General features: G+C 71.1%; 13 protein-coding genes and 1 pseudogene. 9 read left to right on the plus strand and 5 right to left on the minus strand.

Annotated features, from left to right (window positions below):
• Positions 1-30: 30 nt before the first annotated feature.
• A complete protein-coding gene (locus tag SYV04_RS38705) occupies positions 31-183 on the plus strand; it encodes a hypothetical protein (RefSeq protein ID WP_321551089.1) in 153 nt (50 codons plus the stop codon).
• Positions 184-255: 72 nt separating this feature from the next.
• Here the strand turns inward: SYV04_RS38705 and SYV04_RS38710 are convergent, their stop codons facing one another.
• From SYV04_RS38710 to SYV04_RS38725, 4 genes are all read right to left on the minus strand, one after another.
• Complete coding sequence (locus SYV04_RS38710; protein ID WP_321551090.1) at positions 256-447, minus strand: CsbD family protein; 192 nt, start codon at positions 445-447, stop codon at positions 256-258.
• Between the two features lie 115 nt (positions 448-562).
• Positions 563-1,396 (minus strand): hypothetical protein, encoded by an 834-nt coding sequence (locus tag SYV04_RS38715; protein WP_321551091.1) that lies wholly within the window; start codon positions 1,394-1,396, stop codon positions 563-565.
• Positions 1,397-1,471: 75 nt separating this feature from the next.
• Positions 1,472-1,699, minus strand: coding sequence for a hypothetical protein (locus SYV04_RS38720; protein ID WP_321551092.1), 228 nt, complete (start codon positions 1,697-1,699; stop codon positions 1,472-1,474).
• Positions 1,700-1,832: 133 nt separating this feature from the next.
• Entirely contained in the window at positions 1,833-3,374 is a 1,542-nt protein-coding gene (locus SYV04_RS38725; RefSeq protein ID WP_321551093.1) for a phytoene desaturase family protein, read from the minus strand.
• 162 nt (positions 3,375-3,536) lie between these two features.
• On the opposite strand from SYV04_RS38725, the gene SYV04_RS38730 reads away from it, so the two are divergent.
• From SYV04_RS38730 to cheB, 6 genes are read left to right on the plus strand one after another with little or no spacing between them, the layout of a single operon-like run.
• On the plus strand, positions 3,537-4,010 hold the full coding sequence (locus SYV04_RS38730; RefSeq protein WP_321551094.1) for a chemotaxis protein CheW: 474 nt from the start codon (positions 3,537-3,539) through the stop codon (positions 4,008-4,010).
• Entirely contained in the window at positions 4,007-5,491 is a 1,485-nt protein-coding gene (locus tag SYV04_RS38735; RefSeq protein WP_321551095.1) for a CheR family methyltransferase, read from the plus strand. Before SYV04_RS38730 ends, SYV04_RS38735 begins: the two co-directional genes overlap by 4 nt.
• A complete protein-coding gene (locus SYV04_RS38740; RefSeq protein ID WP_321551096.1) occupies positions 5,491-6,111 on the plus strand; it encodes a chemotaxis protein CheW in 621 nt (206 codons plus the stop codon). The genes SYV04_RS38735 and SYV04_RS38740 overlap by 1 nt, the downstream gene beginning before the upstream one ends.
• Positions 6,108-7,748, plus strand: coding sequence for a methyl-accepting chemotaxis protein (locus SYV04_RS38745; protein ID WP_321551097.1), 1,641 nt, complete (start codon positions 6,108-6,110; stop codon positions 7,746-7,748). Before SYV04_RS38740 ends, SYV04_RS38745 begins: the two co-directional genes overlap by 4 nt.
• Positions 7,748-9,910: a hybrid sensor histidine kinase/response regulator gene (locus SYV04_RS38750; protein ID WP_321551098.1), complete on the plus strand. Its 2,163-nt coding sequence runs from the start codon at positions 7,748-7,750 to the stop codon at positions 9,908-9,910. The genes SYV04_RS38745 and SYV04_RS38750 overlap by 1 nt, the downstream gene beginning before the upstream one ends.
• Positions 9,907-10,965 (plus strand): chemotaxis-specific protein-glutamate methyltransferase CheB, encoded by a 1,059-nt coding sequence (gene cheB, locus SYV04_RS38755; RefSeq protein ID WP_422724019.1) that lies wholly within the window; start codon positions 9,907-9,909, stop codon positions 10,963-10,965. The genes SYV04_RS38750 and cheB overlap by 4 nt, the downstream gene beginning before the upstream one ends.
• An 11-nt stretch (positions 10,966-10,976) precedes the next feature.
• Here cheB and SYV04_RS38760 read toward each other — a convergent pair.
• Positions 10,977-11,255, minus strand: a pseudogene (locus SYV04_RS38760) (DUSAM domain-containing protein); the annotation flags it as partial.
• Between the two features lie 15 nt (positions 11,256-11,270).
• Here SYV04_RS38760 and SYV04_RS38765 point away from each other — a divergent pair.
• Positions 11,271-11,438: a hypothetical protein gene (locus tag SYV04_RS38765; protein ID WP_321551099.1), complete on the plus strand. Its 168-nt coding sequence runs from the start codon at positions 11,271-11,273 to the stop codon at positions 11,436-11,438.
• Between the two features lie 89 nt (positions 11,439-11,527).
• Positions 11,528-12,883: an AHH domain-containing protein gene (locus SYV04_RS38770; RefSeq protein WP_321551100.1), complete on the plus strand. Its 1,356-nt coding sequence runs from the start codon at positions 11,528-11,530 to the stop codon at positions 12,881-12,883.
• Positions 12,884-13,012: the final 129 nt, after the last annotated feature.

Consider the following 13,012-nt stretch of genomic DNA (forward strand, 5'->3'; position numbering starts at 1 on the left):
CACAGCGGGAGCGTAGAAGGGGGAGCAGTCATGCGCGGAGTCATCACAGGCCGTGAGGTGGTCGCCAACCTGGGCCTCATCTACCGGGAGTTTGGCGCGAGCTGCCTCGTGCGCTGTCTCTGGGTGCTCGTCAGCGGTAAGTCCACCACCTTTCTCGAGGTGGCGTGTCAGCCAGAGCGATGAGCAAGCCAAGAGCCGCGGGAGCCCTCCAGCTCCCACGGCCCTTGCGTCCCCTTCCGCCGTGACTCACTCCGCTCACGGCTCCCGACGGCTCGGACGGTCCGGATCCACCGCATCCTTGATGGCCCGCTTCGCGTCCTCGATCTTCTCCTTCACGTTGCCCTTGAGCGTGTCGGCCTTGCCTTCGGCCTCCAGTTCACGGTCCCCCGTCACCACGCCCGCCGTCTCCTTCACTTTGCCCTTAATCTTGTCGTTCCACTCACCCATGGTCCTGCCTCCCTTCGTCGCGCGAGGTGTCTTGCGTGCAACGAAGATGGGCACACCGGTAGGGGATGACAGGTGACAGGGGCTCGTCCGCCCGTCTGCCCACCGAGCAGCGGCCTCAGCCCTCCAGGGGCGCGAGGGGCGGCGCCAGGCTTCCGCTGACTTCGAGCACCGGCAGGCGCAGCGCCTCGGCCAGGGCACCGGTGAGCTGGCCCAGCCTTCGCAAGCGCTCGCGGGGCTCGGGGTGCTCCTGCTCGAAGCTGGAGGCGTCCAGGTAGGCGAGCTGCGCGGCGGCACGGCCATGGAGGATGGTCACGCGCGCATCGAGGGCCTGCAGGCGCTCGTGCAGGGTGTCGAGGAAGGCGGTGGCGCGGTGGAGCTCCGCGCAGGCGGCTTCCAGGGCCTGGGCCGCCTCGGTCTCGTCCGTCGGGGTGGAGTCCCGGGAAGCTGCGGCGTAGAGGGAGACGCCGTCGATGCGGACCGGTGGCATGTCCTCCGCCAGCCAGCCATTCTCCAGCCACTGCAGCACCGGCCACAGGGACGAGGGGGCTTCGGCGCCCACGCCCCACAGGGCCCAGGCGACGCGCAGGGCTCGGGGGGTGGGCCCTTCGGGGAGGGCTCGCAGCGCCGCCTGCCCTTCGGGGGTGAGCACCTCGGTCGCACGGGCGTGCTCCCAGCGCTCCAGCCTCGCCAGCAGCGCGCCGAAGGGCTCCAGCGTCTCCTGACGCGCGCGTTCCTGGCGCTCGCTGTAGGCCTGGGCCTGGCGCTTCACGCGTTGCCTCGCGGCCTTCAGCGCCTCCAGGGCCTGCGGGTGCCGAGCCCAGGCTTCGCGGGCGCGGGTGCCTTCCGGGAACGCAGGCCGTGGAGGCTGCTGCTCCAGCGCCCGCTTCACCCCCAGCCCCAGCGCGGCCAGCGCGAGGCCTCCCAACGCGAAGGGAAGGAAGATGGGCATGGGACGGGCTCTCCTGAGCGCGAATCGCTGAAACCTATAACCCACCGCGTCGCTCGCTCCAGCAGGCGAGCAGGCTCACACTCCGCTGAAATGGATACGGGCCAGCGCACCCGCGCTGGTGGGAGGTTCCAGAGCGAAGCGAATCCGCTCCAGGAAGCCGTGAACCCCAAGGATTGTGGGCCCTTCCCAGTCTGGCAGTACCAGACAGGTGCCATCGACCAGCACATCCGAGCCCTGATCCGCCAGGAGACGAATGGAGAGGCGGTGGAGCGTGCCCTTGATGGTCCCGAGGCGGCTCGACATCGGCAGGGATTCGAGCCCCTCGCCAAGCTCATCTCCCGACCTCGTCGACCTGGGTGGCGTCCTCCGGCACTGGCTCCTGGCGCTTCCGGCTCATCCCCGTCACTGTAGCGGGTCCTGGCCGGAAATGAGGTTTTCAGGCGAGCGGCGGCACGTACGGCCACTGCGGCAACGGTCCCTTGCCCGCCTCCCGTGTCAGGTAGTCCGCAGCAATGTTCGCGCTCTCCATGATGGTGAGCAGCCCGCTGCCCGGGTGCGTTCCTCCGCCCACCCAGTACAGCCCCTCCACGTCCGGGTTCTTCACCTTCGGCCGCAGCGGGCCCAGCTGCAGCCACGTGTGCGAGAGGTTGAACACCGCCCCTCGGAACACGTGGAAGTCGTCCCGCCACGTCTCCGCCGTGAAGTAGCGCTCCGAGCGGATGTGCCGGCGCACGTCCTTCAGCCCCACCTTCGCCAGCATGTCCGGAATCCGCTCGCGCAACGCCCGCTCCGTCGCCGCCCAGTCCACCGGCTGCGCCGTGTTCGGCGTCGGCACCAGCACGTACAACGTCGAGTGCCCCTTCGGCGCTCCCGACGCATCCGTCACGCACGGGTTGCACACGTAGAACGGAGGATCCTCCAGGTCCACGTACCGGTCCTCCAGCGCATCCCGGTCCGTACGCCGCGCGTTCTCCGATAGATAGATGAGGTGGTGCGGCAAGTCCGAGTACACCGTGTCCAGCCCGTAGTACGCCATGAACGTGCTGCACGAGTACTTCGCCTTCTCCAGCGCCGCGTCCGACAGCTGGGTGCCCGCACGCGCCTCCGCCGGCACCAGGTTCTGCGCCGCGTACGCCAGGTCCGCGTTCACCACCACCGCGTCCGCCTCCAGCGTCTGCCCGTTCGCCAGCCGCACCCCCACCGCTCGCCCCGCGTCCACCCGCACCTGCTCCACCGCCTCCCCCATCCGGAACGTCGCCCCCAGGTCCTGCGCGCACCGCATCATCCCCCGCGCCAGCTCCCGGAAGCCCCCTTCCACGTGCCACACCCCGAAGGCCAGCTCCAGGTACGGAATCACGCTGAACACCGAGGAGCACGTCGTCGGGTGCAACCCCAGGTACTTCGAGGGGTACGCCAGCGCGTACGTAATCCGGTCATCGTGGAAGAACCCATCCAGGTGCCGGTACAGCGTCTGCCACGGCTTGAAGCGCAGCGTGGAGGCCAGCCGCCATGGCGCGTAGTAGCCCAGGCTCCCCGCGTTGGTGGCGATGAACTTCTCGTAGGCGATGGCGTACTTCTCCCGCCCCTCCGCCAGCCACGCCCGCAGCGCCTCCGGCTTGTCGGCGCCGTACTGGGCCAGCTGCGCCGCCATGCGCTCCGGGTCCTTCGAGGTGTCCAGGTGCGTGCCGTCCCAGAAGTGGACCCGTGTGTTGGGCTCCAGCGGCACCAGCTTCACGTAGTCCTCCAGCCGCTTGCCCGAGCGCACGAAGATGCGCTCCAGCACTCCCGGCAACTGGAGAATCGACGGGCCCGTGTCCAGCGCGTACTCGCCGCGCTCGCCCAGCGCCAGCCCCTTCATCCGCCCTCCGGGCACCGCGTCCTTCTCCACCACGGTGACCTTCAACCCCTGGCCCGCCAGGTTGATGGCCGTCGACAGCCCTCCAGGCCCCGCTCCCACGACGATGACGTGTCGCACCATGCCCCCTACGATGCCCCGCCCCGCCCCCGGTTGCAGCCGACTTGTGGCCCCGGGGGGCCGCCGACCCCTCGTTTCTGAAGGTACACAGCTCGCGAACACGGTGGTTTGCGTCCCCGCCAACCCCTGTTAAGCGAGGGGTCTGGACGCCCGAGCCTCCCGCGAATGACTCCCACTCCCCGAGAGGTCCTGCTCTTCACCCTGGAAGGCCTGCGCTACGCCCTGCCCTCGGCGGATGTGCGGGAGCTGGTCCGCGCCGCGCGGCTCACCCCCCTGCCCCAGGCCCCCGACGTGGTGGAGGGACTGCTCAACCTGCGCGGCGAGCTGCTGCCCGTGCTGGACCTGCGCCGCCGCTTCCGGCTGCCCCCTCGCCCCCTGGCCCCGCTCGACCACTTCATCGTCGCCCGGGCCGGCTCCCGCACCGTGGTGCTGCGCGTGGACCGGGCCGAGGGGCTGCTCACGCTCGAGCCCGGCGCGGTGGACGAGGCCCCCAGCGCCCTGCCCGGCGTGGGTTACGTGGCCGGCGTCGTGAAGCTCCCCGAGGGCCTGGTGCTCGTCCACGACTTGCGGAGCTTCTTGTCCGAGGCCGAGGCGCTCGCCCTCGACACGGCGCTGGCGAACGCCCCGGGGGCCTCGTGAGCCCCTTCCTCGTCGCCTGGAGCCACCCGAGCTACGGGCGCGTCTTCGAGCAGGTCCAGGCCCGCGCCGGGCTGCTGGCCCCCACCTGCGTTCCCGCCGCCGAGGAGGGCATCAGCCGCGCCATGGCCCGCGCCGGCTGCTCCGACTTCGAGCTCTACCTGGCGCGGCTCTCCACCGAGCCGAGCGCCTTCGATGACCTGCTCATCGAGCTCACCATCGGCGAGACGTACTTCTTCCGCACCCACGAGCACTTCGACTTCGTGCGCCAGCAGGCCCTGCCCGAGCTGCGGCGGCTGCGCGGCCCGGGGCACACCTTCCGGGTGTGGAGCGCGGGGTGCTCCTCCGGCGAGGAGCCCTACTCGCTGGCCGTGCTGCTGATGGAGGAGGGCCTTGGCGACCACATGGAGGTGGTCGCCACCGACATCTCCCGCGCCGCGCTCGCACGCGCCCACAAGGCCCGCTATGGCCCGTGGTCCCTGCGGGGCGAAGGCGCCGAGCGGATGACGCCCTTCCTGCGCCCGGACGACAAGCAGTACGTGCTCGACACCGAGGTGCGCCGGCGCGTGCGCTTCCGCCACCTCAACCTCGCGCTCGACACGTGGCCCTCCACCGACAGCGGCGTCCACGGCATGGACATCATCTTCTGCCGCAACGTGCTCATCTACTTCACCCGCGCCACCATCGAGGCCGTGGCCCGCCGCCTCCATGAGAGCCTGGCCGAGGGGGGCTTCCTGCTCACCGGCCCCTCGGATCCATCCCTCCACGGGCTGGCCCCGCTGGAGCCCCTGCTCCTGCCGTGGGGCATCGCCTGGCGCCGTGCCCCCGCGGGCACCGCTCGCGCGCTCCTGCCTCCTGTCTCCGTCTACTCCCCGCCTCCCGCGCCTCCGACGCCCCCTCCCGCCATCTTCTCTCCGCCTCCCGTGAGCCCTCCTCCCGCGCCCCGGGAGCCTCCCCCCGCGCCCCCTCTGGCCCCCGTGGTGGCGCCCCCGCCGCTGGAGCCCGCGCGGCAGGCGCTGGCGCGAGGCGATTGGCGCGAGGCAGCGCGGCTCGCCGAGGCAGAGGTGGACAGCCCCGAGACAGCGCTCGTGGCGGTGCGCGCCCTGGCCAACGTGGAGCCCGAGAAGGCGGTGCGGGCCTGCGCCGAGGCCGCCGCCCGCTACCCGCTCTCCGCCGAGCTGCGCTACCTGGAGGCCGTGCTCCTGCTGGGCCTGGGCCGGCTCGCCGAGGCCGAGCGCGCCGTGCGGCAGGTGCTCTACCTGGAGCCCTCGCTCGCGGTGGCCTACCTCACCCTGGGCCATGTGCTGCGGCGCCTGGGGGACACCGCCGGTGCCCTGCGGGCCTTCCGCGCCACGGAGCGCCTCTGCGCCGCCCTGCCTCCGGACGCCCCCCTGCCCCTGGGTGAGGGCGAGCGCGCCGGAGCGCTGGCGCGGGTGGCCGGCGCCGAGCTCGAGCGGCTGGAGCACACGCGGGAGGAGGGCTGATGGCGGAGAACAAGACAGGGGGCGGCCTGGACTGGGCCCAGGCCCACGCGCGGCTGGAGCGCCTGGCCCGAACCGCCGAGACGGCGCACGCCTCGACTCCCGAGGAGGAGCGCGCGGTGCTCGATGCGCGCGCGCGCGAGCTGGCACGGCCCCCCAGCGCCGAGAAGGCCGCGGGCAGTGTGTTGGAGGTGGCGCGCTTCCGCTCCGGCGGGCAGCTCTACGCGCTGGCCACGCGCTTCGTCCACGAGGTGCTTCGCGACGTGGAGCTCACCCCGCTGCCGGGCGCCCCTCCCCTGCTCCGAGGCCTCACCCTGCTGCGCGGCGAGGTGCTCCCCCTCGTGGAGCTGGCCCCGCTCTTCGGCCGCCCGCCCACGCGCACCGGGGACGTCGTCCTCGTGGTGGGCACCACCCGCCCGGAGCTGGGCCTGTGCGTGGACGAGGTCGAGGAAGTCACCCTCCTGGACCGCGAGGAGCTGCTGCCCCCTCCCACCACCCTGGACCTCGCCTCCAGCGAGCTGATGTCCGGCATCCACCGTGAAGGCCTCATCCTGCTAGAGGGCGAGGCCCTGCTGAGCGACAGTCGCCTCATCTTCGACATCGCCGACGAAGGAACCTCATGAGTATCGGGAAGAAGATCGGTCTCGGGTATGGCCTGTCCCTGCTGATCCTGTTGGTGGTGGCCTCCGTGGCCTACCAGATCGCCCACCAGATGACGGGCACCTCCGAGGAGCTGTTCCAGGAGCGCAAGCGGCTGCGCGTGCTGCGCGACGTGCGCTCGCTCATCGTCGACGCGGAGACGGGCCAGCGCGGCTTCATCATCACCGGGGACGAGAAGTACCTGGAGCCCTACTCCGAGGCGGTGGAGGCGCTGAAGCAGAACCTGCCGCAGCTGCGCCAGCTGATGGTGGGCTCGAGCCTGCAGGAGCGGCTGCCCCGGCTCGAGGCACTGATCGACACCCGGCTGAGGCAGTTGGAGGACAACGTGCGCCTGCGCCGGGAGAAAGGCATGGAGCCCGCCATGGAGAACATCCGCGGCGGCACGAGCCTGAAGACGATGCAGCAGATCCGCGAGGAGGCCGACTCGATGCTCGCGACCGGCGAGCAGCAATGGACCGAGATGCAGGAGGGGGCCCGCGGCAACGCCGAGCGCGGCCTCATCATCCTCGCCATCTGCTCGGCGCTGGCGGTCATCAGCGTCACCGCGGGCAGCGTCATCATCACCCGGGGCATCACCACCCCCTTGGATCGGCTGATGAAGGGCGTGGAGCAGCTGGGCCAGGGCAACCTCGCCCACCGCATCGTCGTCGACAACGAGGACGAGACGGGCCGGCTCGCGCGCGCCTTCAACGCCATGGCCGAGCGACGGCAGGAGTCGGAGGCGAAGCTGGCCCAGCAGTCCACCCAGCGCGAGCAGGTGCTGCGCACCGTGGCCGAGTTCGTCAACCAGCTGGCCGGCGCCAGCGCGGAGATCCTCTCCAGCACCAGCGAGCAGGTGGCCAGCGCCCAGGAGCAGGGCAGCGCCGTGTCCGAGACGGTGAGCACCGTGGAGGAGATCGCCCAGACCTCCGAGGAGGCCGCCGGCCGCGCCCGCGCCGTGAGCGAGTCGGCCCGCCAGTCCGAGGAGCTGGGCAAGAGCGGCCGCCGGGCCGTGGACGAGGCCGTGAACGCCATGGCCACCGTGCGCGAGCAGGTGGAATCCATCGCCTCGCGCATCCTCGCCCTGGCCGAGCAGGCTCAGTCCATCGGCGACATCATCAACACCGTCAACGACATCTCCGAGCAGACGCACATGCTGGCGCTCAACGCCTCCATCGAGGCCAGCCGCGCCGGCGAGCAGGGCCGGGGCTTCGCCGTGGTGGCCGCCGAGGTGAAGGCGCTGGCCGACCAGTCCAAGAAGGCCACCGCTCAGGTGCGGCAGATTCTGGGCCACATCCAGAAGGCCACCCACTCGGCGGTGCTCGGCACCGAGGAGGGCACCAAGAGCGTCTCCTCCGCCACCCGCGTGGTGGGCCAGGCGGGCGCCACCATCCAGTCCCTGGGCGAGCTGCTGGCGCAGGCGTCGATTACCGCGGCGCAGATCGCCGCCTCGGCCAACCAGCAGGCCACGGGCATCGGACAGATTCGCCAGGCCATGCGGGACGTGAACCAGTCCGCGCAGCAGGCGCTGGCCTCCACGCGTCAGACGGAGCGCGCGGTGCAGGACCTCAACGCCATGGGCCTCAAGCTCAAGGGCCTGCTGAGCGACTACGGACGCTGATGGACCGGGACCGGCTGGCACAAGCGCTGATGGCCACGTTCCTCGAGGAGCTCGAGGGACACGTGGCCGCGCTCAACCGAGACCTCCTCGCTTGGGAGAAGGCGACGAGCTCGGGACGGGCGCGCGAGCTGGTGACGTCGCTGCTGCGCACCGTCCACAGCATCAAGGGCGCCTCGCGCGCGGTGAGCCTCACCCTGGTGGAGACGGTGTGCCACCGGCTGGAGGAGGTGCTGGCCACGGCGCCCAAGGGGCAGTCCGCCCCCGCCGAGGTGTACGAGCTGGGCTTCGCCGTGGCGGACGCGCTGGATGACGCGCGCCAACGCCTGCAGCGCAAGCAGGACCTGGTGGGCTCTCCGCTGGAGGCCCTGCTGCCCCGGCTGACCGCGGCGGGACAGGCCCAGGCCCACGCTCAGGCCCAGGCGGGCAAGACGGTCCCCACCCCGCCCCCCTTGCCCACCCCGGCCCCCGCCGAGGCCCCGGCCGCTCGCGCCGAGCCCCCCGCGGAGGCTTCCGGTGCGGAGGCCCTGCCCGTCCGGGTGTCGGCGCAGAAGCTGGATGCGCTGCTGGGACGCAGCGGCGAGCTGCGGGTGGCGAGCCTGCGGCTGGAGGGGCGCTCGGAGCGGGTGGAGTCGCTGCGCGAGGAGCTGGGCTTGCTGCGCGCCCGGCTGCGAGGGCCCGAGGAGGCCAGCGCGCGCCGGTTGGAGACGCGGCTGTCGCAGCTCTCCCGGGAGCTGCTGGCGGACCGGCTGACGTTGATGCAGGCGGTGAACGGGCTGGACGAGGAGGTGCGGCGCGCGCGCACCCTGCCCTTCGCGGAGGCCTGCGCGGGGCTGGAGCGCACCGTGCGGGACGTGGCGCTCGCCTCCGGCAAGCAGGTGCGGCTCGAGGTCCACGGCGGCGCGCTGGAGCTGGACCGCACCCTGCTCCAGGGCCTGCGCGAGCCGCTGCTGCACCTGGTGCGCAACGCCGTGGCCCACGGGCTGGAGACTCCCGAGGAGCGGCGCCGCGCCGGCAAGCCCGAGGAGGGGCGCGTGACTCTCGCCGCGCGCATGCCCGGCGGCCGCGTCCAGGTGTCCGTGGAGGATGACGGGCGGGGGTTGGACCTGGACACCATCCGCGCGAAGGCCCACGCCAAGGGCTGGGAGGTGCCCGATGACGCGGTCACCGCCGCCCGCCTCATCTTCCAGCCGGGCCTGTCCACCGCCTCCCAGGTGACGACCGTCGCCGGGCGTGGCGTGGGCCTGGACGTGGTGCGCACGCAGGTGGAGGCGCTGCGCGGCAGCGTGGACGTGAACTTCCTGCCCGGGCAGGGTACGCGCTTCGTGATGGACGTGCCCCTCACCCTGAGCACGCTGCGGGTGCTGCGGGTGAGCACCGGCGGCCAGCACTTCGCCCTGCCCGCGGAGAACGTCCACCGGCTGCTGCGGCTGGCCCCTGGCGAGGTGCGCGAGGTGGAGGGCCGGCAGATGTGGGCGGCCGAGGACGCGCTCGTGCCCCTCACCTCGCTGGCGACGGTGCTGGGGCTCACCCCGGGAGCGCCTCGGCCCCGCCTCACCACGGTGGTGCTCAGCGTGGGCCCCTGGCGCACCGCGCTGGCCGTGGAGGAGGTGCTGGCCGAGCAGGAGGTGCTCGTGCGCGGCCTGGGCCCTCGCGTGCGCCGGGCGCGCCATGTCTCCGGCGCCGCGGTGCTGCCCGACGGGCGCATGGAGCTGATGCTCCACCCCGCCTCCCTGATTCGCGCCGCCGGAGGCCGCCCCGTGGCCGCTCCCCTCTTCCCCATGCCTGCCGCTCAGCGGGTCCGCCAGCGCATCCTGCTTGCGGATGACTCGCCGACGACGCGCGCCCTGGAGCAGAGCCTGCTGGAGGCCGCCGGCTACGAGGTGACGGCCTGCGCCGACGGCGCCGAGGCCTGGGAGCGACTCCAGCGGATGGGCGCCGACGCGCTCATCTCCGACGTGGAGATGCCGCGCATGGACGGCTTTGCCCTCACCGAGGCGGTGCGCTCCTCCCCACGCTTCTCGCGGCTGCCCGTGGTGCTCGTCACCGCGCGCGAGAGCCCCGAGGACAAGGCCCGGGGCCTGGAGGTCGGCGCCAGCGCCTACCTCGTGAAGAGCGCTTTCGATCAGACGAACCTGCTGGAGGCCCTGAGGCGACTGTTATGAACGCCAACCTGCCCAACCCGTTGCGTGTCGTGGTGGCCGAGGACTCTCCCACGGCCCGCCGACTGCTGGTGGAGATCATCCGCGCCGACCCCTCCATGGAGGTGGTGGGCGAGGCCCGTGATGGCCTCGAGGCGGTGGAGCTCACCCAGCGGCTGCGCCCGCACCTGGTGACCATGGACATCCAGATGCCGAACATGGACGGCCTGGAGGCCACCAAGCGCATCATGACGGAGGTGCCCACGCCGGTGGTGGTGGTGTCCACGCTCGTGGAGCGCGACATTCAAACCTCCATGTCCGCGCTGCGCTCGGGCGCGCTGGCCGTGTTGCAGAAGCTGGTGGGGCCGGAGTCTCCCGACTTCGAGCGGGAGAGCCGCCACCTGCGCGACACGCTCAAGGCCATGGCGGCGGTGAAGGTGGTGCGCCACTGGCCCGAGCGTGCCAGCGTGCCCCTCTCGCGCCGAGCGCCTCCCGTGGGCAGCCGTGCCCGGCCCGAGGTGGTGGCCATCGCCACCTCCACCGGAGGCCCCGCGGCCCTGCACCGCATCCTCTCGGAGTTGCCCAAGGACTTCCCGCTGCCCATCCTCGTCGTGCAGCACATCGCGCTGGGCTTCGCCGAGGGCATGGCGAGCTGGTTGAACAGCGCCACGGCCCTGGAGGTGAAGGTGGCCAGCGACGGCGAGACGCTCAAGCCGGGCACCGTCTACCTGGCTCCGGACGACCGGCACCTGGGCGTCGTCACGGAGGGCCGGGCCCACGTTTCCAACACCGCGCCGGTGGGCGGCTTCCGCCCCTCGGGCACCCACCTGTTCCGCTCGGTGGCGCGCACCTATGGCGCTGGCTGCGTCGCGCTCATCCTCACGGGCATGGGGCAGGATGGCCTGGAGGGGCTGCGCGAGCTGCGCCAGGCCGGAGGACGGGTGCTGGCCCAAGACGAGGCCACCTCCGTGGTCTTCGGCATGCCGGGGGTGGTGGTGGCCGCGGGGCTCGCCGATGCCGTGCTCCCGCTGGACGCTATCGCCTCGCACCTGAAGGAGCTCCTCACGCTGAAGGAGTAACCGCGTGCCCCATCCAGGTCCCCGGCAACTTCCCGGCGAGAGGCGCGGTTCTCAGCTACCGTCAACCGCCACGACCCATCCCGGATGCGCTTTCTGATCTTCCGGAGCAGGACTGTGGCAGCAGCCGGGTTGCGGAGGGCCTTCGCCGCGTCCTTTGCAGGGATCGCCACTTCCCGCGCGGACCGGCGCAGCAGGGCTCGCACTGCGTCCGTGAGTTCCAGTGACTCGCCCTGCTCCAGCACTCGCTGCGCCAAGTCCCGGATGGGGTCCCAGTCAATCAGGCCGCTCATGAGGTGAGTCTCTTCATGTCGTCGGCGCCCATGGCCAGAGGCCCCTACGACAAGGTCGCCATCAGAACCGAGAAGATCTCGGACCACCCCGCCAACCCTACAAGCAGCATCTACGTGTCCGAGCAGGTGGCGCGCATCCAGGCGTCAGCGTCGGGTGGGAGGCTGCCCCCACAGAGCGTCTGAAGGTGAGGCACGGGCGCCACCCGGCGCCTCCTCCTCTTCGCCGTTGCAGCCCTCTACCCTGATCACCTCCTCGCACGAAGGGATGAGACATGCTGCTATGGCGGATGCTGTGGAAGGCCGAAGCTCTGTTCCTTGCATTGCTCGTGGGGTGCGCCAGCATCCCTCGGGTTCCCTTCGTGGAGAACATCGGCCAGGGCAAGGCCATCGTTCACGTTCCTCGCTCGGCGGACCTGCAACCGGTGGAGTTGGAGGAAGAGGAGTTCCAGCAGGCCGTCAGGCGCCTTGCGCGCGAGGTGCGGCTGACAGGCACGCCGCGCCAGACGGCGGAGACAGCGTTTCAGATGGACCCGCAGAGCGGCAATTACCTTTACCTGGAGCGGGATAAGAAGCTGGTACCAGCAGGGCCCGGCGAGCCCTGGGACGGCACGTTGACGAAAGAGGACTTGGCGCTGGCGGAACGCTACCGGCTCTGGTGCCAGAGCGCTTACAACTTCTACGGTGACTGTCTCGGGGGCGCGTTGGTGGCAGGGCGCTCCTTGGACATGCAAGGCCGTTACGTCTGGGCGCTGGCGATGAGCAAGAGCCCAGTGCTGGACAAGATGAAGAAGGCGCTGGGAGAGATGGTGGAATTCCGCGCCCTGCTCAGCGCGGCCCTGTGGACGTTGGGTTCCATGCTGCTGATCATGCTCCTCAATCCCGTGGCTCCAGCGCTCGTGGCGGTGCTGGGCGTCGGGATGCTCCTGTATGTGGGCTATGACACGCTCCGCAACCTCGTGACGGGCTGGGCTGAGTTGACGGCGGCGGCGAAGGTCGCAACCTCCTTCGAGGAGATCCGCGAGGCGGGCGAGAGGTTCGGGAAGATCATCGGGCGAGAGGCCGCGCGCGCGTTCGCCATGCTGCTGGTCGCAGCCATTGGCTCGACGGCGCAACTGTTCGCGGCGAAGGTGCCGACGCTGCCCGGCTCCGCCCAGGTGGCCATGCAGGCCGAGGGGCAAGCAGGGCTCTCTCTGACCGCACTGGGTGCGGTGGAGGAGATCGCGGTCACTGCTGAGGGCGTGAGCGTGACAGTGGCAGCCACCGCGATGACGATGGGGGCGAATGGCAGCAGCAGCGCGGGCCCTTGCATCGAGACGCACCACATCGCCACCATCTGCAACGAGAAGTCCACTGCGCGCGGGGGCGCGTGGACGCCGCGATTCCGGGAGATCTTCGCCAAAGCCGGGATGACGCTCGATGACCCGGCGAACAAGATGCCTCTGCCCGGGCATTACGGGCCCCACCCAGAGCAGTATCACCGAATCGTCCTCCAGGAACTGCGCGACGCAACGGCGAGCTGTCGCAGCGTCGTAGTGTGCCGTGAGAGACTGACGCGGGCCCTCAAGCGATTGGCGGATCAGATCGCCACACCAGGAACAGAGCTTAACCAACTCGTCACTCGGCAGTAGCCGCGCTATAGCGTCTCAGGAAAGTAATGTCCGCGCGGAAGAGCCAGGGTAGCTTGGCAGGATGCGAAGTCGAGGCTCGCCCGAAGAGTTGGAGCATCGGCGCTGGCTGGCCATCCAGCGCTTGGTGGA

This window comes from Hyalangium ruber (assembly GCF_034259325.1).
Lineage (GTDB): Bacteria > Myxococcota > Myxococcia > Myxococcales > Myxococcaceae > Hyalangium_A > Hyalangium_A rubrum.